The sequence below is a fragment of the Marinobacter sp. Arc7-DN-1 genome (assembly GCF_003441595.1).
Taxonomy (GTDB): Bacteria; Pseudomonadota; Gammaproteobacteria; order Pseudomonadales; family Oleiphilaceae; genus Marinobacter; species Marinobacter metalliresistant.
Genome location: NZ_CP031848.1, coordinates 3,906,456 through 3,928,901 on the forward strand (window position 1 = coordinate 3,906,456; position 22,446 = coordinate 3,928,901).

16 protein-coding genes are annotated in these 22,446 nt (G+C 58.7%); 9 read left to right on the forward strand and 7 right to left on the reverse strand.

What is annotated here, in order from left to right; genetic code table 11:
• Positions 1-228: 228 nt before the first annotated feature.
• The 9 genes from D0851_RS18400 (at position 229) to D0851_RS18445 (ending at position 12,735) form a co-directional block, all read left to right on the forward strand.
• On the forward strand, positions 229-1,896 hold the full coding sequence (locus tag D0851_RS18400) for an NAD(P)-binding protein (RefSeq protein ID WP_227539353.1): 1,668 nt from the start codon (positions 229-231) through the stop codon (positions 1,894-1,896).
• 17 nt (positions 1,897-1,913) lie between these two features.
• Positions 1,914-5,519 carry a pyruvate:ferredoxin (flavodoxin) oxidoreductase gene (nifJ, locus tag D0851_RS18405; RefSeq protein WP_227539354.1) on the forward strand — a complete coding sequence of 1,202 codons (3,606 nt, stop codon included), beginning with the start codon at positions 1,914-1,916 and terminating at the stop codon, positions 5,517-5,519.
• On the forward strand, positions 5,510-6,541 hold the full coding sequence (locus D0851_RS18410; RefSeq protein ID WP_117619928.1) for a dihydroorotate dehydrogenase-like protein: 1,032 nt from the start codon (positions 5,510-5,512) through the stop codon (positions 6,539-6,541). The genes nifJ and D0851_RS18410 overlap by 10 nt, the downstream gene beginning before the upstream one ends.
• 527 nt (positions 6,542-7,068) lie before the next feature.
• Positions 7,069-7,191 carry a hypothetical protein gene (locus D0851_RS20890; RefSeq protein WP_264756443.1) on the forward strand — a complete coding sequence of 41 codons (123 nt, stop codon included), beginning with the start codon at positions 7,069-7,071 and terminating at the stop codon, positions 7,189-7,191.
• 257 nt (positions 7,192-7,448) lie between these two features.
• Complete coding sequence (gene ltrA / locus D0851_RS18415) at positions 7,449-8,960, forward strand: group II intron reverse transcriptase/maturase (protein WP_205422237.1); 1,512 nt, start codon at positions 7,449-7,451, stop codon at positions 8,958-8,960.
• A 196-nt stretch (positions 8,961-9,156) separates the two neighbouring features.
• Positions 9,157-9,429, forward strand: a complete 273-nt coding sequence (locus tag D0851_RS18420) for a CopG family ribbon-helix-helix protein (protein ID WP_117619929.1) — start codon at positions 9,157-9,159, stop codon at positions 9,427-9,429.
• On the forward strand, positions 9,426-9,707 hold the full coding sequence (locus tag D0851_RS18425; RefSeq protein WP_117619930.1) for a type II toxin-antitoxin system RelE/ParE family toxin: 282 nt from the start codon (positions 9,426-9,428) through the stop codon (positions 9,705-9,707). The genes D0851_RS18420 and D0851_RS18425 overlap by 4 nt, the downstream gene beginning before the upstream one ends.
• Before the next feature lie 92 nt (positions 9,708-9,799).
• A complete protein-coding gene (locus D0851_RS18430) occupies positions 9,800-11,050 on the forward strand; it encodes a hypothetical protein (RefSeq protein ID WP_117619931.1) in 1,251 nt (416 codons plus the stop codon).
• Positions 11,051-11,634: 584 nt separating this feature from the next.
• Positions 11,635-12,735 (forward strand): hypothetical protein, encoded by a 1,101-nt coding sequence (locus D0851_RS18445; RefSeq protein WP_162893775.1) that lies wholly within the window; start codon positions 11,635-11,637, stop codon positions 12,733-12,735.
• Positions 12,736-13,033: 298 nt separating this feature from the next.
• On the opposite strand, the gene D0851_RS18450 is transcribed toward D0851_RS18445, so the two are convergent.
• The 7 genes from D0851_RS18450 to D0851_RS18480 form a co-directional block, all read right to left on the reverse strand.
• Positions 13,034-15,019: a hypothetical protein gene (locus D0851_RS18450; RefSeq protein ID WP_117619934.1), complete on the reverse strand. Its 1,986-nt coding sequence runs from the start codon at positions 15,017-15,019 to the stop codon at positions 13,034-13,036.
• A 48-nt stretch (positions 15,020-15,067) separates the two neighbouring features.
• Positions 15,068-16,105 (reverse strand): fatty acid desaturase family protein, encoded by a 1,038-nt coding sequence (locus D0851_RS18455; RefSeq protein WP_117619935.1) that lies wholly within the window; start codon positions 16,103-16,105, stop codon positions 15,068-15,070.
• A 156-nt stretch (positions 16,106-16,261) separates the two neighbouring features.
• Positions 16,262-17,950, reverse strand: coding sequence for an AMP-binding protein (locus tag D0851_RS18460; RefSeq protein WP_117619936.1), 1,689 nt, complete (start codon positions 17,948-17,950; stop codon positions 16,262-16,264).
• 52 nt (positions 17,951-18,002) lie between these two features.
• Positions 18,003-18,578, reverse strand: coding sequence for a peroxidase-related enzyme (locus tag D0851_RS18465; protein WP_117619937.1), 576 nt, complete (start codon positions 18,576-18,578; stop codon positions 18,003-18,005).
• Between the two features lie 147 nt (positions 18,579-18,725).
• Positions 18,726-19,634, reverse strand: coding sequence for a hydroxymethylglutaryl-CoA lyase (locus tag D0851_RS18470; RefSeq protein ID WP_117619938.1), 909 nt, complete (start codon positions 19,632-19,634; stop codon positions 18,726-18,728).
• Positions 19,634-21,628: an acetyl/propionyl/methylcrotonyl-CoA carboxylase subunit alpha gene (locus D0851_RS18475; protein WP_117619939.1), complete on the reverse strand. Its 1,995-nt coding sequence runs from the start codon at positions 21,626-21,628 to the stop codon at positions 19,634-19,636. The genes D0851_RS18470 and D0851_RS18475 overlap by 1 nt, the downstream gene beginning before the upstream one ends.
• On the reverse strand, positions 21,628-22,434 hold the full coding sequence (locus tag D0851_RS18480) for an enoyl-CoA hydratase-related protein (protein WP_117619940.1): 807 nt from the start codon (positions 22,432-22,434) through the stop codon (positions 21,628-21,630). The genes D0851_RS18475 and D0851_RS18480 overlap by 1 nt, the downstream gene beginning before the upstream one ends.
• Positions 22,435-22,446: the final 12 nt, after the last annotated feature.

A 22,446-nucleotide genomic window follows, 5' to 3' on the forward strand; every position in this document is an offset into this window, starting at 1 on the left:
GATCGGGTCTGCGGCTGCGGCCTGCGCCTGGATATGACTTGACTGGGCAGTATTGGGCATGCTAACAAAAGACAGGCAGAGCAAGGGGATACAGAGTGGGAGAGCGCCGTTTCTATGATTGCGCACTGAGTGAAAAGCGGCTGTATACCGCGTTTCTGCTGCTCATGGCTACGGCTTACCTGATGGCGCCGCAAGACAGCCAGTTCCACTAGCTGAGGAGGGCGCAACATGCACAGCAAGGTTGTTGCGATGACCACGCGATCCTCCGATCTGACGCCGATCATCGACCTGGCAGCGGAGCCGGGTACCGGACCGACGCGCACGCGGCGGCCGGTCTACGTGGATCTTCTGCCCCCGTGCAACCAGGCCTGTCCGGCAGGGGAGAACATCCAGGCCTGGCTGGCCCATGCGCAGGCGGGCCGCTACCGCGAGGCATGGGAGACGCTGGTGCGGGACAACCCGCTGCCGGGCGTGCATGGACGGGTCTGTTATCATCCCTGCGAAACCGCCTGCAACCGCCGCGCGCTCGACAGCGCCATCTCGATCCACGCGGTCGAGCGTTTCCTTGGTGACCTGGCCGCGCGGGAAGGCTGGGCGTTGCCGGTCGATGCCGCGCCGAGCGGCAAGCGGGTGCTGATCGTCGGCGCCGGCCCAAGCGGTCTGTCGGCTGCGTATCAGCTCGCGCGCCGCGGCCATGCGGTTGAGATCCGGGAGGCCGGTCCGCTGCCTGGTGGCATGTTACATTTCGGCATTCCCGCCTACCGGCTGCCGCGTGCGGACCTGCTGCAGGAGGTGCGGCGGATCGAGGCCATGGGCGTCAGGATCGTCCTCGATCACAAGGTCGAGGACCTGCTGGCCGAGCAGGAAACCGGGGGCTTCGATGCGGTATTTGTCGCCATCGGGGCGCATGTCGCCAAACACGCGGACATCCCGGTACGCGATGCCGCCCGGGTGCTCGACGCGGTGAGTCTGCTGCACGAGGTCGGCGGTGGCGAGCGACCACAGCTTGGCCGGCGGGTGGTGATCTACGGTGGCGGCAATACGGCCATGGATGCCGCACGCACTGCCAGGCGCCTCGGCGCGGAAGAGGCGCTGATCATCTACCACCGCGACCGCGCGCACATGCCGGCCCACGCCTTCGAGGCCGACGAGGCTCTCGAGGAAGGGGTCAGGATCCAATGGCTGACCAGCATCAAGGAGGTCGCGGGGCCGTCGCTCACCGTCGAGGTCATGGCGCTGGATGCGGCCGGTCGGCCGCAGCCGACGGGCCGTTTCGAGACCCTGCAGGCAGACGCCGTGGTGTTGGCCCTGGGGCAGCAGGCCGACAGCGGTTTCCTGCGCCGGATTCCAGGCATCGAATTCCAGCCCGACGGCACGGTCATGGTCGCCCCGAACATGATGACCGGTCGGCCCGGGATCTTCGCCGGCGGCGACCTGGTGCCGGGCGAGCGCACCGTAACGGCGGCGGTCGGGCATGGCAGGCAGGCGGCGCGGCACATCGATGCCTGGCTGTGCGGCACCACCTACCAGCCTGCCGAGAAGCACCCCGTCGTCTCCTTCGATCAACTGCACCTGCCGATCTACAGTGATGCCGACCGCTCGGTGCAGCAAACACTGCCGCCGGAGGCCCGTGCGACCGGCTTTACTGAGGTGCAGGCCGGCCTGAGCGAAGCCGAGGCGATTTACGAAGCCCAGCGCTGCCTGTCTTGCGGCAACTGTTTCGAGTGTGACCAGTGCTACGCCGCCTGCCCGGAGCAGGCGATCGAAAAACTCGGGCCCGGCCGGCGTTACCGCTTCCTCTATGACCGCTGCACCGGCTGCGCGGTCTGCGTCGAAACCTGTCCATGCCATGCCATCGAGCTGATTCCCGAGCCGACCCAGACGGGGGGAACGTGATGCCGCACGAGTCCGATATGCCCGATACCGACACCCTCGACGGCAACACCGCGGTCGCCCATGTCGCCTACCGCGTCAACGAGGTGTGTGCTATCTACCCGATCACGCCGGCCTCGCCCATGGCGGAGCTGGCCGACGAATGGTCGGCGCAGGGGCTGACCAATCTCTGGGGTGGTATCCCGGTGGTGCATGAAATGCAGAGTGAAGGGGGAGCGGCGGGTACGGTGCACGGTGCGCTGCAGTCGGGTGCCTTGACCACCACCTTCACCGCCTCCCAGGGCCTGCTGCTGATGTTGCCGAACATGTTCAAGATCGCCGGCGAGCTGACGCCGACGGTGTTCCATGTCGCCGCGCGTGCGCTCGCCACCTCGGCGTTGTCGATCTTCGGTGATCATTCCGATGTCATGGCCGCTCGCAGCACCGGTTTTGCGCTGCTGGCGTCGGCGTCGGTGCAGGAAGCCCACGACCTGGCGCTGATCGCCCACGCGGCGACTCTGGAGGCACGGGTGCCGTTCCTGCATTTCTTCGACGGCTTCCGCACCTCGCATGAGGTCAACAAGCTGACCCTGCTGTCCGACGCCCACCTCCGGGCCATGATCCGCCAGGACCTGGTGCTTGCCCACCGGGCTCGCGCGCTGACTCCGGAACGCCCGGTGGTGCGCGGCACCGCCCACAATCCCGACACCTTCTTCCAGGCGCGCGAGGCCTGCAATCCTTACTATGCGCGGGTGCCGGAAATCGTGCAGGCCAGCATGGACCGGTTCGCCGCACTCACCGGCCGCGCCTACCGGCTGTTTGAGTATGACGGTGCGCCCGACGCCGAGCGGGTCGTGGTCCTGATGGGCTCGGCGGTGGAGACGGTGCGCGCTACCGTTGCCTTCCTGCGCCAGGCCGGGGAGCGCGTCGGCGTGCTGCAGGTGCGGCTGTACCGCCCGTTTGCGGCCGGGCACTTCCTCGCCGCCCTGCCGCAGTCGTGCCGTGCCGTCGCGGTGCTGGACCGGACCAAGGAGCCGGGTGCGCCGGGCGAGCCGCTCTATCTCGATGTGGTCACGACCCTGGCCCAGGCAGTGGTGGACGGAAAGCGCGCGGCCCTGCCGCGCGTGATCGGCGGGCGCTACGGGCTGGGCTCGAAGAACTTCAACCCGGCCCAGGCCAAGGCGGTGTTCGACGAGCTCAGCCAGGCCACACCGAAGAACGGCTTCACGGTCGGCATCGAGGACGACGTCTCGCACACCAGCCTGGCAGTCGACCCGGCGTTCTCGCTCGAGGGCGACGACACAGTGCGGGCGCTGTTCTTCGGCCTCGGCGCCGACGGCACCGTCGGTGCCAACAAGAACAGTGTGAAAATCCTCGCCGGGGATCCGGGGCGCTATGCCCAGGGTTACTTCGTCTACGATTCGCACAAATCCGGCGCGCAAACCATCTCCCACCTGCGCTTTGGCAGTCAGCCGATCCGCGCCCCCTACCTGATCGAATCCGCCCAGTTCATCGCATGCCACCAGGCGGGGTTCCTCGACCGCATTGACGTGCTGCGGCTGGCGGCCGAGGGCGGCGTGTTCCTGCTCAATACCCCGCATGGGCCGGAGGCGGTCTGGGACCGGCTGCCGCGCTCGCTGCAGACGCAGATCCTGGAGAAGCGGCTGCGCTTTTTTGTGATCGACGCCTCGAAAGTTGCGGGCGACTCCGGTTTGGGCGGGCGCATTAACACCGTGCTGCAGACCTGCTTCTTTGCGATCTCGGGGGTGCTGCCCCGTGACGAGGCGATCCAGAGCATCAAGAACTCAATCAAAAAGAGCTATGGCGCCAAGGGCGGCGATGTGGTGCGCAGGAATTTTGCCGCCGTCGACCAGGCGCTGGCGCATCTGTTCGAGGTGGACGTGCCGGGCGCGGCGACTAGCACCTTCGACCGGCCGCTGATCGTGCCGGCGCAGGCGCCGGCGTTCGTGCGTGAGGTCACCGCGCCAATGATGTTTGGTCTCGGCGATGGGCTGCGCGTCGGTCAGTTGCCCGCCGACGGCACCTTCCCACCGGGTACCGCGGCATTCGAGAAGCGCAACATCTCCGACAGTGTGGCGGTCTGGGAGGCGGACCTGTGTGTGCAATGCGGCCAGTGCGGCTTCGCCTGTCCCCACAGCGTGATCCGCTCCAAGTACTATGGCGCCGACGCCCTCGACGGCGCGCCGCAGGAGTTCGAATCGGCGCCGGTCAACGCCCGCGGCTATCCGGATGTGCGCTTCTCACTGGCGGTCTATGTGGAGGATTGCACCGGCTGCGGTATCTGCGTCGAGGTCTGCCCGGCGCACAGTCCGCTCGATCCCGGTGTGAAGGCCATCAACCTCGGGCCGAAGGCGCCGATTCTTGAACGCTCGCGTGCCAACACGGCCTTTTTCGAGGCACTGCCGGTCAACGACCGCGCGCGGGTCGACTTCGCCAATGTGCGCGGCGTGCAGTTCCTGCAGCCGCTATTCGAGTTCTCCGGCGCCTGCGCAGGCTGCGGCGAGACGCCTTACCTCAAGCTGCTGTCGCAACTGTTCGGGGACCGGCTGCAGATCGCCAACGCCACCGGCTGTTCATCAATCTACGGCGGCAACCTGCCGGTCACGCCCTGGACGCGCGACGCCGACGGCCGTGGGCCAGCCTGGTCGAATTCCCTGTTCGAGGACAATGCCGAGTTCGGGCTGGGTTTTCGGCTGGCCGCCGACCAGCACCTTGAGCTGGCGCGGAGCCGGCTGCGCGAGCTGGCGCCGGTGGTGGGCGAGGAGCTCGCCGGATTAATTCTCGACGCGCCACAGGTACACGAATCCGAGCTGCGCGCCCAGCGCGAGCGTGTCGAGGCGCTGAAGCGGAAGCTCGCGGTCGTGGACGAAGACGCCGCAGGCGAACTGCTCTCGGTCGCCGACTACCTGGTACGGCGCAGCATCTGGATCGTCGGCGGCGACGGCTGGGCCTACGACATCGGCTACGGCGGACTCGACCAGGTGCTGGCGAGCGGCCGCGACGTCAACCTGCTGGTGCTCGACACCGAGGTGTACTCCAACACCGGCGGCCAGGCCTCCAAGGCGACCCCGCTCGGCGCCGTGGCCAAGTTCGCCGCCGCCGGCAAGCGCGTCGCGCGCAAGGATCTGGCCTTGCAGGCGATCGCCTACGGCAACGTGTATGTCGCCCAGGTGGCGATGGGTGCCAACCCTCAGCACACGCTGCTCGCGTTCCGCGAGGCCGAGGCCTATCCGGGCCCGTCGCTGATCATCGCCTATAGCCACTGCATCGCCCACGGTTTCGATCTCCGCCACGGCATGCGCCAGCAGGACCTGGCCACCGCCAGCGGTTACTGGCCGCTGTTCCGATTCAATCCGGCGATGCTCAGCATTGGTGCGCGGCCGTTCCGGCTCGATTCGCCGCGACCGACCATCCCGTTCAAGGATTACGCCTACAACGAACTGCGCTACCGGGTGCTTGCGCACACGGATCCGGCTGCGGCCGAAGCGCTGCTGGAGGCCGCACAGCAGGTAGTGACCGAGAAATACCGGCAATACGAGGAACTGGCGAGCCTTGGCTGTGAGTGTTTCCATCCCTCGGGCATGAGCGGCGGCGATGCGAAACCGGAGAACGACCTATGGACCTGACGACGGACTACATGGGCCTGCGTCTGCGCAACCCGCTGATCGCTTCGGCGTCGCCGCTGAACGCCGACCTCGGCCAGTTGCGCCGCCTCGAGGATGCCGGCGCCGGCGCCGTGGTGCTGCCGTCGATCTTCGAAGAGCAGATCGTTGCCGAGCGAGAGGCATTCGAACGCCACACTGAGACAACAGCGGAAGGGTTCGCCGAGGCGCTCTCCTTCTTCCCGGCGTATGCCGGCAAGGGGTTCGGGCCGGGGCGCTATATCGAGCTCGTGCGCCGTGCCAAGGCGGCGCTCGACATCCCGGTGATCGCCAGCCTGAACGGTGCTTCCCTGTCCGGCTGGACCGGGTATGCACGCGACCTTCAGGACGCCGGTGCCGATGCCATCGAACTCAATATCTATCTCATCCCTACCGCCCTTACCACGACGGGGCGCGAGGCCGAACAGCATTATCTCGACATTCTGACGGCCGTGAAGGCGGCGGTCACCGTCCCCGTGGCGGTCAAGATTGGCCCCTACTTCAGTGCGTTCGGGGCCATGGCGCTGGCGCTTGCCGAAGCCGGCGCGGATGCGCTGGTGCTGTTCAACCGTTTCTATCAGCCCGACATCGACCTCGTGTCCCTGCGCCCGTCGCCGGACGTCGAGCTCAGCACGCCGTCCGAGATGAGGCTGCCGCTGCTGTGGATTGCCGTGCTCCACGGGCACCTTCCGGCATCGCTGGCCGCCAGCACCGGGGTTGACTCGGCGGATGATGTATTCAAGTACCTGCTGGCCGGCGCGGACACGGTGATGACGACCGCGTCGCTGCTGCGCCACGGCGCCTGGCACATGCGCACCCTGCTTGATGGCCTGGTGGCGCTGCTCGCCGCGCGCGGGATCGAGTCCCTGGATGCCATCCGCGGCCGCATGAGCCGGGGAAATCTGGAGGACCCGGGCGTGCTTGAGCGGGCGGGTTATGTGCAGATGCTGCAAAGCTATCAACCCGCGTTTCATGGGGGTGGTGCGGGATCAGGAGAGTCAGAATGAGAATCAGCTTCCTGGCAGCCTGTCGGACTTAAGGCTGATCTACTGTGCCGGTGGGAAAGCGGCTCAAATTTTCCGGATTTTTCGTTACATAGAACCACTATGCGCCTCAAAATCCAAAAAATTTGCGCTCGCTTTCCCACCTTGCTCGTGACGATCACTTAAGTCCGACAGGCTGCTGGGCCGGACTAAAATGGTGGCCGGTTCCTCGGGGCATAGCCGTCATAGCCCTTATGGGTGTATCTGACACAAGGGTGCGCATGCTTCAGGCGTTAATTGCGACATGAAGTTGCATAAGTATATGTTGTAATTCGAGTTATTTTCGTAGTTGTTGGCTCTGCGCACCATTGGCCCACCCAACAGAGAAGTACTCGAAAGCGCAACCTGGTGTTCTACCACCAGTATCCTACCCACCATGCGAAACGGATTTGGTATGAAGCGTTGGGGACAATGAACCCTGTTAAGAGGAACCGTGAGGGGAATCGGAACTGCCAGTGCCAGGCGGTCGGGGGCTAGGATGGAGCGATAGGATGAACGTAAGTGAAGAATCGTTGACGTTCCGTGAGATGCCAGATCTGCCAAAGGCGCTGACAGGCAGTCACCAAAAGGTAAGCAATCTCGGTCGTCGCCTTGATAACGTGGGCGGCGCGTAGACACCGCATTGCCGGGATACAGATTCCATCTACGTCGCTCGTAAAGGTGCTTATGCAGAACATGGCAATGTCGTAGAGCCTTCAGGGAGGAAGAAGGTAACCCGTAAGGGAGCCGGTGACTCTGCGTCGATGAGATGGGGGAAAAAGCGAAGGGTTTCCTGTAATGGGAGGCATACGGATTCGAACTTTGTCCGGCACGAAAGTGAGCCCACGTCCCCTCGGTGCTTTGTTGCGAGAGAGCTGACAGAATCGATTTCATGAAGGAACGACAAATGATCGCCGCCACGGCGAGTGCACCTTCAACCGACGCCCAACGCTGGCAGTCCATAGACTGGCCGGCGATGGAAAAGCGCGTTTATCGACTGCAAGTGCGTATCGCAAAATCTATCCGCGAGCAGCGGTGGGGTAAGGCGCGAGCCCTGCAACATCTGCTATCGCGCTCGTTTGCGGCAAAGCTGATCGCCGTCAGACGGGTCATATCCAATAAAGGAAGCCGCACGGCAGGTGTTGACGGAGAGCGGTGGACCGCTCCCGGGCAATACTGGCGGGCGGCGCAACAACTAAGGACAGCCGGTTATCAGGCGCAACCACTGCGCCGGATCTATATCCCGAAAAAGAACGGTGACCGCCGTCCTTTGGGGATACCCACCCTTCATGACCGGGCGATGCAAGCCCTCTATGCTCTTGGGCTTAACCCCATTGCGGAAACCACGGGAGACAAACACTCTTACGGTTTCAGGGAAAAACGCAGCCTGCACGATGCTTGCAAACAGGGCTTCATTATACTGGCCCAGAAAACCGCGGCCCAGTGGGTTCTGGAGGCAGACATCAAAGCCTGCTTCGACCGCATCAGTCATGACTGGTTGTTGACGCATATCCCGCTGCCCAGGCGGGTGTTAGGGCAGTGGCTTAAATCGGGGTACTTGGACAAGGAAGCACGCTACGAGACGGAAGACGGCACCCCGCAAGGTGGCATTATCTCGCCCACCCTCTGCAACATGACACTGGATGGCCTGGAAGATCTGGTTGTGCCGGCGTCCCGCAGTCAGGGGCGCAGCAAACTGCATATCATTCGATATGCGGACGACTTTATCATCACCGGGACCACCCCCGCCATTCTGGAGCACGAAGTCCGGCCCAAGGTCGAGCGCTTTCTGGCGGAGCGTGGGCTACAGTTGTCAGTAGAGAAAACACGTTTAAGTCATATTGATCAGGGTTTCAACTTTCTGGGCTTTCACTTCAAGAAGTACCGGAAAACCCTGCTGATCCAGCCCGAGGACGGCAAGACCGGAGAAGTGCTGGCGAAAGTGCGAGGGGTGTTAAAGAAATACCGAGGCATCCCCTTCCATGCTCTGCTGGCCAAACTCAATGCCGTGATCCGGGGCTGGGCCTATGCGTACCGACACGTGGTAGCGAAACAACGCCTGAGTTACGTCGATGACAGGATCTACCCACTGGTGAAAAAGTGGCTACAACGGGAACACCGATCCAAGACGTGGGCATGGATAAGGAAACGCTACCGGGGTTGCTTCAAGGGTCGCATAGAGTATGGGTGCCACTACCCGACAACATCGGGCATGAAACTCATACGCTTGTTCAAGGCTGGAGACTTACCGATCCGGTATCACAGCAAAGTTCGCAGTGACGCCAATCCTTATGACCTGGCCGACAGCGACTACTATAAGGCGAGAACCGCAAGGCAGCGAATGCACGCGCGCCGGGACCGAGTCTTCTTGAACAGCTCGTCCTACGAGAAACTGGCCGCCTGAATGGATGCGTTATTGGATGTGAATAGGTGGGTCGCCTGGGCGGCCTTTAAAGGGCTTGAGCTGTATGATGGGAAACTATCACGTACAGTTCTTATGGGGCGAAGGGCCGGAAGGCCCTTAGCTACCAGGTATTTTTGCTGCAGCCTTGAAAAATATGATGTAATACAGTGTAGTCACTGTATGCGGGGGTAGAACAATGAGCGTAACCACAGTCCGCCTTCAGGTTGAGGTAGAGCAGCATCTGGATGCAATCGCCAGCAGGCTCCGTCGGAGCAAAGGCTGGGTTATCAATCAGGCGTTAACTGAGTACATCGAAAAGCAGCAGCGTGAGCAAGAGCGTTGGCAGCAAACCCTGGAGGCAATGGAATCTGCGGCCCAAGGGAAAGTAGTCGATGCGGGTGAGGTCCATAGTTGGCTTAAGAGCTGGGGCTCCGAGAACGAGCAGGTTGCGCCGGGGTCAGGTGAGTGAAACTGGTTTACACACAAGAAGCCGTTGCAGATTTAAAGCGTCTAAGGGAGTTCATCGCTGTTCACAGTCCTTCAACTGCGACTCGAATAGCCACCGAATTGATTTGCAAAATCGAGCTGCTACCAGATTTCCCTAAAATCGGCGTTCCGGTTGAGATAGCGCCGGAACCAGAATCAGTTCGTGACATAGTCTTTGGCAAGCACATTGTCCGTTATTCGGTTCACATCAAGACAATCATAATATTGCGGGTGTGGCATACCTTGGAAGGTGAGCGATAGCAATTTAATTTCAGGAATCGGGCGGTGGGAACGGCTCGGAATCGGGTTTTTCTACGGTCTCTTTATGTTTAATAAATAATTTGAGATATAGAATGAATATAGAATTACAGGAATTGCTTGAAAAGTATAAATGCGATAAAGAGTCAGTATTCAACACCTGGTTTATCAATAATGATGAACGTCTGAAAGCCTTTCGTTCTATTCGCCGCGGGGTTCAGAAAGTAATACTGGAAATCAAGACTAAAGAATTCGGAAACGATTATAAAGGCTCATCCCTGGAGTTTGTCTTAAACTGTATTACCGAACAAAAGCAGGTATTTATTGGAGCGTCACATGCATTCTACTGGAAGCCAAAGCTTCGGATTCCAGATATTTATGAGAATGAAGAAAACAAGATGGCATTTGGTCAGTTTCTTGAGAATTGCTATAATGCTACAAGAGAAGATAAAATATTAAAGGAAATAATCCGCCTCGATCAGAGAAAAATAAAGGGGCTGGGGCCTGCAGTAGTTAATATTCTGTATTTCCTTCATCCTGAGATTATTCCTCCATTCAATACTGCAATCGTTAATGGGTTTAACCACTTATTCAAGGAAAATATTAAGCTTGGTTCATGGCAGGAATACCTTCGTATGCGGGAGATAATTATAGGAAAAAACAGCCAGCACAGAAGTATACTTTCTAAGGATCTTGGGGCATTTTCTGGCTTGTTGTTTGACATTGGCGTTAAAAAGCTCATGGTTGGAGATGAAGGTGCTCTTTCTGATGATGAGAAGGTGAAAATAGAAAAGCTCCTTAAGAAACGACACAAAGAAGTTACAAATGAAAAAGAAGAGGAAGATCTGCATACAGAAATGCAATACCATCTTCTGAAGATCGGCCACGCGTTAGGGTATGATGTAATTAGCGCTTCAAACGATCGGTCAAGATGTCACGATGGTATTAATTTTTCATTTATAAGTCTGCCAATATTTCCTGATATAGGTGTTGATAGAGACACAAATAACACTATTGCGCTAATTGACGTGATTTGGTTTGAGAAAGGCACAAACAAAATTGTTTGCGCTTTTGAGGTTGAGAAAAGCACATCAATATATTCTGGAATACTTCGGCTTACTGACTTGTACTTCTCATTTCCAGAAGACCCCTCCTCCCTGTTCCTTATCATTCCTGACAACAGAGAAAAGGAGTTAGAGTTGCAGCTAAGTCGGCCAGCGATTAAGGGCAATAATATCGAAATTCATTACATTTTATTCTCTGACTTGCGTAAACACTGTGATGCGATATGTACGTTTGGCGATAGCAAAGAAACTCTGAAGAAAATAGCTAAGGTGGTCAGTTGAGTCAGTGCATATCAAGGCCATGCACCGGATGCCAGAACTTCCGCTTCGCTACGGTTCTGTCATCGGTGATGACGTTGCCCTGAGAGCTGGTTGGCGATGCAAGATATGTACGATCTCTGGGTGGCCCGTGGTACGATCAATCTGGACGGTGTTCATCCCCTGGATTTCGAAGTAGCTTAACCAGCGCGGCAGGCGTTAGATTTTAAATAGAACACATGATGAAAAACTGCAAATACGTCCGGATACACATAATAGTCATCAGTATCCTGTTGCTTATAGGGCAATTGAGTGTGCTCTGTCACTCCGCAGAACACCAATTTCATGCGCCAGATAAGTCATGCCAGATATTTTTGCAGCTGGAGAAGTCAGGAAACGGATTGATCTTTTCCGACTTACGATTAATGTCGTTGGTTAAAAATATCCCGCTCACCCCTAGAATTACTACCCTCCGAATACCCTTTCTGCAAGCGATGTATTTCGCACGCGCTCCCCCTTTTTCTTCGTAACACCTTAATAAATCGTTTATTAAATTGACACAACTATTTGAAGTTGTGTTTGCTGTTTTTCGTTATCAGAGTATTTCCATGTATAAGATATTATTTGTAGCTACTATAATAACAGCCACAATGGCAAGTCCGGTATTATCTGATAATATTATAGATTTAACTGGTTTAGATAGACCAAAAAACCATGGATTTGAAACTATAAAGCTGGGTGCTAATATGGATCTCTTTGCAGCATCAAGAGACTTTGGTCCAGTCGGTGAGAAAAGTGAGCTGAAACTTCGCGAAATGGAGATGTCACTTGAAGCTCAAATAAATCCGTGGCTTTACGGTATGATATTTTTAACAAAACCATCCGATGAGCCTTTTGATGTCGAAGAGGCCGCAGTTATAGCAGACCTCAGCTACGGATTTCGATTGAAAGCCGGCAAGTATCGAAATGAGTTTGGCTTGCTTAACGCAATTCATGAGCCAGAAAGGCCACAAATTTCGCTCCCGCTACCAGTTGCCGAATTTTTAGGAGAGGAGCAACTTCGTGAGCCAAGTATTACGATTGGGAAAAAAATCGAGTTTGTAAACGGCCACAATGGAGGCGTGAGCCTTGCACTGCTTAATAGTGAAAATGAAGTTGCTTTTAATCAAGCCCAATCGAAAGATAAAGCCTATTCTGGTAAATTATATTATGGTTATAGATCATCCGACACGGCCTATCAGCTTGGGTTTAGTGCACTAACCGGGAAAAACGATGTAGACGGACGTTTAAGTACAAATCTGCAAGCCGTTGATTTTCTCTATATGCTGAAGCCAGATTATGCGTCAGGATATGATTATCCAGCACGTTTTATGTTGCTAGGTGAGGCCTTTTATAACCAGCGTGAAATTACAGCGGGCAACACAAATAAAGCTCAAGGTTATTGGGCGGTGGCAGATTACCAGTTTTTGCCTGCGCACCATATTGGCATAGGGCTGGAATCTACTGAAGGAATATTGGATAAATCTATTAAGTCGGATGCGTACTCCATGCATTATAGCTGGTACTATGGTTCGCATAGTCGTTTGCAATTAGAGGCACGCCGTCTAAAAATAGATAATGAAGATGATGGTCTGGAGATTCTACTTCAATGGAATATCGTGTTGGGTCCACACAGTGAAAAACCATTTTTGCCCATGTTAGGGCAGTGAAATTGGTATAGTTACAACGCATATAACAAGGCAAATTAACTTGGACAGTTTAAAGCAGCGCACCTCGCTCCTCTGCTTTAAACTGCCGGTTATTTGCGACGTTAGAAACTGGTCGAACGATGGCGGCCGCCCACCGGCCGCCCTTGCCTGGGCAGCGCTTATATCCGCGTTGTAGGGTCGACTACTTCTTTCATAAAAGATCCTCGTGAGCGAACGCTAAGAGTGGCAGGAATCACTGAAAGATTGGGAACCGTGGTGCTTTGGCGCAGGGATCACCTGGCGGGCTTTCCCTGGGGGCTCAGTCCGGCGATGTCTCAGGCGACGCCGCCCAACTGGTATAACCAAGCTCCATGATTCGCGCGACTTCCTCATCCGGTACTGCCGAAAGGTCACCCAGCTCCAGCGTGTCGTAATGGAATGCGTAGAGCCGGGAGGTGAATTCGGCAATGGGCAGGGAGGCCTCGCCGCGGAACTCGCCGTGGCCCCGGGTGGAGCAGGTAATTCCCTGGCCCCAGTCCTGACCACTGTCGTTGTTGGGGTTGAAAAAGTAGACCCGCATCTCATTGCGGGGGCTGAGCCCGACCCTCAGGATGTTGATGGCGTGGCGGCCTACAAAGCGTGCGGCGCTGTCGGTAACGGCAATACCGGCCGGCTGGGCGTGGATTACGGGCAGGTGGCCGTTGTAGAAAGGGTGGTAGCTGGCATAGAAGTGCCGGATGAAGCCCTCGTAGTCGTGCACCTCGCCAGTGTAAATATCAGCCACCACACGGAACCCGTGGCTGACCCACCAGCCATAGAATTCCGGGTTGATCCAGCGGTGGGCATCGTCGTCGCGGTTTTCACAACGGCGCCACATTTCGCCGTAGATGCGATCGAGGTGGGGGATGAGGATCAGAGATACCGGATCTACATCGACCGGTGTTTCCTTGACCAGCCCGGGCTCCAGGTCCCTGGAAGAGACGTTCTCGCCTTCGAAGCGGCTTAGCACTTCGTTGTCCCGGGCCGCCCAGGTCAGTACCTGAAGGAGATAATCGGCCTCGTTGGCCGCCCATACCGACAGGCCGATGGCAGACTGGCAGGTAGGGTTGTTGCCCTGGCCCACACCCAGCGGCTGCCCCAAAAGGTTGATGACACCGGCCAGCAGGAATACCCGGGGCGGTCGGGCATCGCCAAAGGCCTCTCGAAGGGTATTGGCGGTCTCCGCCGACAGTTTGAGTTGGATCTGCCGCCACAGGGCCTGGGCCACAGAGGGCGTAAACAGTGAGCCCCGCTCCAGCATCATGGTAAGGCCATATACGGCCTGGCAGGTCTCCGGGTATATGGCTTCGTCAATCAGGGCATGGACCAGTTCAGTGTAGCAGTAGAGATCGTCCAGGCCGGTCATGGTCAGCCCCAGTATGGTGGGTATCAGATCGTCCTGATCATTGTTGCGCAGGAACCTCAGCATAACCGCGTGGTACGGGGAGGCCAGACCGGTGTCGTGCATGCTGCGGGCAAAGCAGGTGGCTTCGGAAGCGAGGGTTAGGTCGTCCATCTCGGTCAGACGCTGCTCATAAACCTGCAGGCCGGGGTCTTCAGCGCTGCCCGGTGTGGGCGCAAACAGGGCGTTGACCAGGCGGGTTGCGGCGACGTTTTTGTTGGTTTCTATCTTCGGGTCATAGAGGCACTTGGCGATCTGGCCGATCATCTCGCAGATGCTGTCGACCTGCACCGGCCCCTGGTCCAGGAGGCGCCAGACTTCCGCCACCAGGCTGTCCAGCAGGCTCTCATAGCCGAGGTGGGAAATCAGATACCGGTAGAGTTCCTGGACAATCATCCCGAGCTGTTTCGGGCGCTCCCGGTCGGCTTCCGTGAGTTGGCCAGACAGCAGATCCAGGTTCAACGCCATAACCTGGGTCAGGAAGTATCGTGCCTGTTCTGCGGAAATGCCGGGGTGGAAGTAATCGCCCCGGGTGACGGCAAGCATTCGTAGCTCACTGATGGCCTCTACGATGGTTGTAACAGCACCGGCCTCGCGCAGGGAGTGCTTGGCCAGTGCCGGCTGGAGGATTGCCGGCTGAGCCCAGTCGCTGGAGCCGAAGATGCCGGCGGATTCCAGCGAGCGAACCCGCCGGTACAGGGCGTCAAAGCCGCCCGGGAGCGTCATCAGCATTCGGGTGCGCTCTAGCAGCCCAAGGCTGGAGGCCTTGGGGTCGGTGCGACGGGCGCGGGCGAAATCTCCCAGCGCTACATCAAACTGCCTCAATGCCGGCCCGAGCGCAGGATCAGCGTTTTGGTGCGCCATAGCTTCGTCTCCCTCGATCTCTTTTGGCTAGATGTTTGAGGTGGATGCTCAACCGCCGGCCTCCCGATAGGTCACCATACGCTGTTTCTCTTCATCCCAGAGGGCGTACCGGAAGCAGTCCGCAATGTCGCGGGGTGCAAGGGTCGTTATTAGCGGTGATTGTAGTTCAGGAATGGTCGCCATCACTTCGGGAAGGCGGTAGAAGGGAATTCGAACGTTGAGATGATGAATATGGTGGTAGCCAATATTTCCGGTAAACCACTGCATAACCCGATTCATCCGCATGAAACTCGAAGACTCCATGGCTCCCCGGTAAAAGGTCCAGGCTTCGGGCGAGGCAATCTGCATACGCCGGAAACTGTGCTGGGCAAAAAACAGATAGCACCCCATCGCGGCGGCAAGGGTCATGGGCAACAGGATGACATAGAAGACCAGACCGAATCCGCCCAGCACCCACAGCACGGCGATCAACCCGAAATGACTGAACAGGGCTATCAACGAGTCGATGTGTTTGCGGGGGGTCTTCAGCAAGGGTATGAGCGTAATGTTCAAACCGAAAACAATGGGGTAGCTCAACAGCACCACCAGGGGATTCCGCTGGGCGCGATAGGTAAAGCGTTGCCACCGCGTTGAGTCTTGCCACATACGGGCGGTTATAAGCGGAAAAGCGCCCACGCTGGCATCCGAAATCTGGCCCACATGGCCGTGGTGATAATTGTGGCTGGCACGCCAGGAGCGGGTTGGCGTGAGAGTCAAGGCGCCGTAGGTATGGAAGAGCCAGTAGGCAACCCGGGAGTCTTTTAGAATTGCACCGTGCAGGTAATCGTGAAAGGTGATGAAGGCGCGCACCATCAGCAGGGCGCCCAATACCGAAAACACCACTCTGAGGGGCCACCACGGGATCACCCCGGCGGCCGTCAGTGCGGCAAACACCAACCCAAAGGTAGAGCCGACATACCACCAGCTTGTTGCAGCAGATTCTTCAACGTAAGGTTTCGTGGCCTCAAGCAGCTCCCGCCCTACCCGGATATCTTCGCTGTGTTCCGGCAAGCTGTCGTCCGATTCCCGGACATTGTCCTGACGCATGGCCCGTCCCCCCCCTGCCTATAAAATTAGATCTTTTGGCAGGTAATTTCCAACGGCAGGAAACGCTGAAAGCTCTGGGTATCGGCGGTACGCCTGAAAGAACAAACCCCGACAAAAGCCGGGGTCTGAAGGTTTTCGCGAAGCAGCGAGGAGAAGTTACTTCTTCAACCCCATCTCCTCAATTGAAATCTCCCGCATCTTGAACTTCTGGATCTTCCCGGTGACGGTCATCGGGAATTCATCCACGAACTTGTAGTTCTTCGGGATCTTGAAGTGGGCGATCTTGCCCTTGCAGAAGGCCTGCAGGTCCTCTGCGGTGACCGGGGCCGCTTCGGGGGCCAGTTTCACCCAGGCAATCAGCTCTTCACCGTACTTGTCATCGGGAATGCCGGTTACCTGCACTTCCTCGATGGCCGGATGGGTGTAGAGGAACTCTTCGATTTCCTTCGGGTAGATGTTCTCACCGCCGCGGATGACCATGTCCTTGATGCGACCAACAATCTGGACGTAGCCCTCTTCGTCCATGGTGGCCAGGTCGCCGGTGTGCATCCAGCCGGCACTGTCTATAGCTTCACGGGTTTTTTCCTCGTTGTTCCAGTACTTCAGCATCACGCTGTAGCCGCGGGTGCACAGTTCGCCGATTTCGCCGCGCGGGACCACGTTGCCGCTGGCCGGGTCCACGATCTTGGTTTCCAGGTGCGGCTGGGTGCGGCCCACGGTGGTGACCTGCTTCTCGAACGGGTCGAGGGAGCTGGTCTGGGTGGATACCGGGCTGGTTTCGGTCATGCCGTAGGCAATCTGAACTTCTTTCATGTTCATCTTGCCGTTGACCTTCTTCATCACCTCGGCCGGGCAGATGGAACCGGCCATGATGCCGGTGCGCAGGCTGGAGAGATCGTAGGTTTCAAACTCCGGCTCGGCCAGTTCGGCGATGAACATGGTGGGCACGCCATACAGGGCGGTGGCCTTTTCCTGGTGTACGGCCTGCAGCACGGATTTTGGTTCAAAGCCTTCACCCGGGTAGATCATGGTGGCACCGTGGGTAATGCAGCCGAGGTTGCCCATCACCATGCCGAAGCAGTGGTACAGGGGCACCGGGATCACCAGGCGGTCGTTTGCTGTGAAGCGCTGACTCTCGGCCACGAAGTATCCGTTGTTGAGGATATTGTGGTGGGTGAGGGTGGCGCCTTTCGGGTTGCCGGTGGTGCCGGAGGTGAACTGGATGTTGATGGGGTCATCGAACTGCAGCTCGCTCTGGCGTTTGTCCAGATCGTCTTCGGAGACGTCGCCGGCGAAGCCCAGGAACTCTTTCCAGGTCCACATGCCGTCGTGCTTGTCTTCATGCACGTTGATCACGGCGCGCAGCTCCGGTACGTGGTCGGCCTTGAGTTTGCCGGGGACGCTGCGCTTCAGTTCCGGCGCCAGCTCGTAGATCATCTCGCGGTAGTTGGAACCCTTGAAGGCGTCCGCCGTTACCAGCGTGGTGATGCCGGCCAGGTTCAGGGCGTATTGCAGCTCGTGCACGCCGTAGGCCGGGTTGATGTTCACCAGGATGGCGCCCACTTTCGCGGTGGCGAACTGGGTAACGGTCCACTCATAACGGTTGGGGGACCAGATGCCCACGCGGTCGCCGCGCTTCACGCCGATGGCCATGAAGGCGCGGGCGGCTTCGTTGACCTTTTCAACGAATTCTTTGTAGGTCCAGCGAATGTCCTGGTGCAGGCACACCAGGGCTTCGTTGTCCGGATACTGTTCGGCGGTGCGGTCGAGCATTTGACCGATGGTCATGCCCAGCAGGGGCACTTCCGCGGTTCCGCTCGTATAGCTTGGTAGAGTCTTGCTCATATCTCTGCCTCCATTGTTTTTGTATTCGAGGGCGAGCAGGGTTGCGGTCCTGCTAGCGACTCTGACTGTGATACTCGGGGTTTGGTTGCATATCGCTGGCAATCGCCACGCGATTGGACATGTTGTAAAAACCGACCAGGTTGCTCAGGTCCCAGATTCCGCGGTCGCTGAGTCCTGCATCCCGCAGGGCCTGCGTGTCTTTTTCGGTGACGGTGGCCGGTGAGCGAGTCAGGTGGGATGCAAAGTCCAGCATCGCCCGCTGGCGCTTGTCGAGTCTGGCGCTGCGGTAATTCATGACCATGTGCTCGCCCAGTTGGGGATCACCGCTCAGTACCCGCACGGCGGCGCCGTGGGCCACCAGGCAGTAGAAGCATTTGTTCTCTGAGGAGACCACCACGGCCACCATTTCCCGCTCCAGTTTGGAGAGTTCCCCTTCACCGAGCATGAGTTCGTTGTAGAGGCGGGTGAAGCCTTCCAGCTGTTTAAGGTTCTGGCTGTAGGCGGTGAGTACGTTCGGAATCATGCCCAGCTTTTCCTGGCAGATCTGGAAGTACTTCCGGGTGTCTTCCGGCATGTCGCTGATCTCCGGGATCGGGAGATCCAGGGCGACTACGTTTTTATTACTCATTCTTGCTGACTCCTAGCCTTCAGGATTTGGTGCAGTGGCGAGCGGGTACGACTTCCCGGGACACGCTGTGAATACCTCCCTGTACGCTTGCCTGCAGCATCCATGCTGCAGACAGTCCCGGGAAGTCGTACCCGCTCACCACGTTAATCATTGGCAGTTACCGCCTAGCGCCTGTCCTACTTTGGAGCCATTTGCACGGTTCAGTTGGCCGCAGATCCAGTCGCCGGTTGCCACTAATTTTTCGAGATCAACACCTGTTTCTATACCCAGGCCGTTAAGCAGGTATAGCACGTCTTCGGTGGCGACGTTGCCGGAAGCGCCCTTGGCATAGGGGCAGCCGCCGAGGCCGGCGACGGAGGCGTCGATAACCGCAATGCCTTCTTCCAACACCGCGTAGAGGTTGGCCAGGGCCTGGCCGTAGGTGTCGTGGAAGTGGGCGGCCAGCTTTTCCAGGGGAACATGGGCGGCGACGGCTTCAAGCATGCGCTTGGCTTTGATGGGTGTGCCCACGCCGATGGTGTCGCCCAGGGAGATTTCGTGGCAGCCCATGTTGTAGAGGGCTTTGGCCACGGCAGCGACCTGCTCGGGAGCAATGTCGCCTTCGTAAGGGCAGCCCATCACGGTGGAAACATAGCCGCGCACGGGGATGCCGTGCTTGCGGGCTTCTTCCACTACCGGTGCAAAGCGTTCAAGGCTTTCGGCGATGGTGCAGTTGATGTTCTTTTTGGTGAAGGATTCGGAGGCAGCGCCGAATACCGCAACCTCGTCTGCCTTGGCTGCCAGTGCGCCCTCAAAGCCTTTCAGGTTTGGGGTGAGGGCGGAGTAGCGTACGCCGGGCTTACGGGTAATGCCGGCCATCACTTCGGCGGCGTCGCCCATCTGCGGCACCCATTTCGGGGACACAAAGCTGGCGGCCTCAATGTGGCTCAGGCCGCTGTCTGCCAGGCGGTCGATCAGCCCGGTTTTGATGGCGGTGGCGATCACCGGGCCGGGCTCGTTCTGGAGTCCGTCCCGGGGGCTCATCTCAACCAGGCGAACCTGTCTGGGAAAGGCCATCAGCCTGCCTCCTCTTCAGTCACTTCAATGGCGATCAGTTCGGCACCTTCTGAGACCTGGTCGCCTTCGGCGAAGAAGATTTCCGTCACCACGCCGTCGGCCGGGGCCTTGATGGCGTGTTCCATCTTCATGGCTTCCATGATCACCAGGCTCTGGCCGGCGGTGACCTTGTCGCCGACTTTGGCCTGAACGGCCACGATGGCGCCGTTCATGGGCGCGGCCAGGCTGCCTTCGCCGGCTATTTCCTCGAAGCCGTAGGTTTCCCGGTATAGGGTGCAGTTGAAGGTGTCACCTTCGTAGAACAGCACCAACTGGTCGTTGTGCAGGTTGCCGTGGATGCTGATGCGGTGGCCGTTGATCACGGCCTGCAGGTAATCGTCATCCAGGCGGGCGGTGAGGTTGTATACGCTGCCGCCCACGAACACCTGATAGCGGTCGTCCCGTTCCAGGATCTTCAGGTCGTGAATCTCCTCACCCACCTGAAGTTGCAGGGGCTGGGCGTATTCGGAGTTCATGCGCCAGCTGTTCTGGCGGCCAAACGGTGACCAGGGGTCGGTGCTCACCACTTCCCGGGATTTACGCTGCTCCAGTACGAAGCCGGCGGCCAGTACCAGGGCCTTGTGGGTATCGAGTTTCGATTTCGGGAACAGCAGTTCCCGGTGATCGTCGATAAAGCCGGTGGTCAGGTCCGCTTCCCGGAACGGCTGGGCATCGGCCAGGGCGTGCAGGAACCGGATGTTGGTTTTCACGCCGGCAATGCGGTAGTGCTCCAGGGCCTGAACCATGCGGTTGATGGCCTGGTCCCGGGTTTCATCCCACACGATGAGTTTGGCGATCATTGGGTCGTAGTGGATGCTGATGTCGTCGCCTTCGGTAACGCCGGTATCCACACGCACGTGGGCGCTTTCATCCGGGGTGCTCAGGTAGCGCAGGTTGCCGGTGGCGGGCAGGAAGTCCTGGTCCGGGTCTTCGGCATAGATACGCGCTTCCAGGGCGTGGCCCCGGGTTTTTACCTGGGACTGCTCCAGCGGCAGCGGGTCGCCCCAGGCTACCTTCAATTGCCATTCCACCAGGTCCTGGCCGGTGACCATTTCGGTGACCGGGTGCTCTACCTGCAGGCGGGTGTTCATTTCCATGAAGAAGAAGGAGCCGTCCACGTCGTACAGGAACTCGACGGTGCCGGCGCCTACGTAGTCGATGGCCTGGGCGGCTTTTACCGCCGCCTCACCCATGGCTTTGCGGGTGTCTTCGCTCAGGCCGGGGGCCGGGGCTTCTTCCAGGACTTTCTGGTGGCGGCGCTGCACAGAACAGTCCCGCTCGGCCAGGTACACACCGTTGCCATCCTGATCACAGAATACCTGGATTTCCACGTGCCGTGGCTGGGTCAGGTAGCGTTCGATGAGCATATCCGGGTTGCCGAAGGCGTTCTTCGATTCCCGTTTGGCGGCGGCCAGGGCGTCGTCGAAGTCTTCCATGCGCTCTACCACGCGCATGCCTTTGCCACCGCCGCCGGCGACGGCCTTGAGCAGCAGCGGGAAGCCGCATTTTTCGGCTTCTGCCCGGAGTGTTTCCGGGTCCTGGTCGTCGCCATGGTAACCGGGCACCAGGGGCACGCCCGCTTTTTCCATGATGGCCTTGGCGGCGGACTTGGAGCCCATGGCGGCAATAGCCGGGGAGGGCGGGCCGATGAACACCAGGTTATTGGCTTCACAGGCTTCGGCAAAGCCGGTGTTCTCCGAGAGGAAGCCGTAGCCCGGATGAATAGCCTGGGCACCGCTCTTCCTGGCAATCTCGATGATCTTTTCGGCTCGCAGGTAGCTCTCGGAGCTGGGTGCCGGGCCGATGTGGAAGGCTTCGTCGGCCATGGCCACGTGCCGGGCGTTGGCGTCGGCGTCTGAATAGACGGCCACGCAGCGAATACCCATGCGGTGGGCGGTTTGTATGATCCGGCAGGCAATTTCGCCCCGGTTGGCAATGAGAATTTTGCTGAACATTAGTCTGTCTCCGGAACCCAGTTGGCCTTGCGCTTGTTCAGGAAGGCATTGAGCCCTTCCTGCCCCTCTTCACCCACCCGGATATCCGCTATGCGGTGCGCGGTGTCGTCAATCACGTCGTCGTTGATGGGCTTGTGGCTAACGGCAAATACCAGGTCCTTGGCAGCCCGCATGGCTTCCGGGCCGTTGGTGACCAGTTGTTGCACCATCTCGTTGCAGCGGGCTTCCATGGCCTCGACATCGTCGCAGACGATGTGCACCAGGCCGTAGTCCTGTGCCTGCCGGGCGTTGAACACTTCGGCAGAGATAAAGTAGCGGCGGGCCTGGCGTTCCCCAATGGCGCTTACCACGTAGGGGCTGATCACCGCCGGGATCAGGCCGAGTTTCACTTCGCTCAGGCAGAAGCTGGATTTCTCGGTGGCGATGACGATGTCGCAGCAGGCGGCCAGGCCCACGGCGCCGCCATAGGCGGCACCTTGTACCAGGCCAATCACCGGCTTGCGCAGGCCATTGAGTACTTCCATCAGCCGGGCCAACTGGCGGGCATCGTCCAGGTTTTCCTTGTGGCCGTTGTCGGCCATGCGGCGCATCCAGCCAAGGTCGGCCCCGGCGGAGAAATGCTTGCCCTCGGAGCGTAGGATCACCACCTTGGTTTTGCTGTTGGAGCTCACCTCGGTGAGGGTGTTGATCAGCTGCTGGATGATCACGTCGTCAAAGGCGTTGCGTTTGTCGGGGCGATTAAGGACCACCTCGGCAATGCCCCCGGCGCGGTGTCTGAGCAGAACTGCGGATTCGGTGTCTGTCATGTCATTCTCCCC

Bases quoted from the DNA above. Each gene is read 5' to 3' on its own strand.
- D0851_RS18400 (WP_227539353.1), top strand. From the start codon at position 229: ATGCACAGCAAGGTTGTTGCGATGACCACGCGATCCTCCGATCTGACG.
- nifJ (WP_227539354.1), top strand. From the start codon at position 1,914: ATGCCCGATACCGACACCCTCGACGGCAACACCGCGGTCGCCCATGTC.
- D0851_RS18410 (WP_117619928.1), top strand. From the start codon at position 5,510: ATGGACCTGACGACGGACTACATGGGCCTGCGTCTGCGCAACCCGCTG.
- D0851_RS20890 (WP_264756443.1), top strand. From the start codon at position 7,069: ATGAACGTAAGTGAAGAATCGTTGACGTTCCGTGAGATGCCAGATCTG.
- ltrA (WP_205422237.1), top strand. From the start codon at position 7,449: ATGAAGGAACGACAAATGATCGCCGCCACGGCGAGTGCACCTTCAACC.
- D0851_RS18420 (WP_117619929.1), top strand. From the start codon at position 9,157: ATGAGCGTAACCACAGTCCGCCTTCAGGTTGAGGTAGAGCAGCATCTG.
- D0851_RS18430 (WP_117619931.1), top strand. From the start codon at position 9,800: ATGAATATAGAATTACAGGAATTGCTTGAAAAGTATAAATGCGATAAA.
- D0851_RS18445 (WP_162893775.1), top strand. From the start codon at position 11,635: ATGTATAAGATATTATTTGTAGCTACTATAATAACAGCCACAATGGCA.
- D0851_RS18450 (WP_117619934.1), bottom strand. From the start codon at position 15,019: ATGGCGCACCAAAACGCTGATCCTGCGCTCGGGCCGGCATTGAGGCAG.
- D0851_RS18455 (WP_117619935.1), bottom strand. From the start codon at position 16,105: ATGCGTCAGGACAATGTCCGGGAATCGGACGACAGCTTGCCGGAACAC.
- D0851_RS18460 (WP_117619936.1), bottom strand. From the start codon at position 17,950: ATGAGCAAGACTCTACCAAGCTATACGAGCGGAACCGCGGAAGTGCCC.
- D0851_RS18465 (WP_117619937.1), bottom strand. From the start codon at position 18,578: ATGAGTAATAAAAACGTAGTCGCCCTGGATCTCCCGATCCCGGAGATC.
- D0851_RS18470 (WP_117619938.1), bottom strand. From the start codon at position 19,634: ATGGCCTTTCCCAGACAGGTTCGCCTGGTTGAGATGAGCCCCCGGGAC.
- D0851_RS18475 (WP_117619939.1), bottom strand. From the start codon at position 21,628: ATGTTCAGCAAAATTCTCATTGCCAACCGGGGCGAAATTGCCTGCCGG.
- D0851_RS18480 (WP_117619940.1), bottom strand. From the start codon at position 22,434: ATGACAGACACCGAATCCGCAGTTCTGCTCAGACACCGCGCCGGGGGC.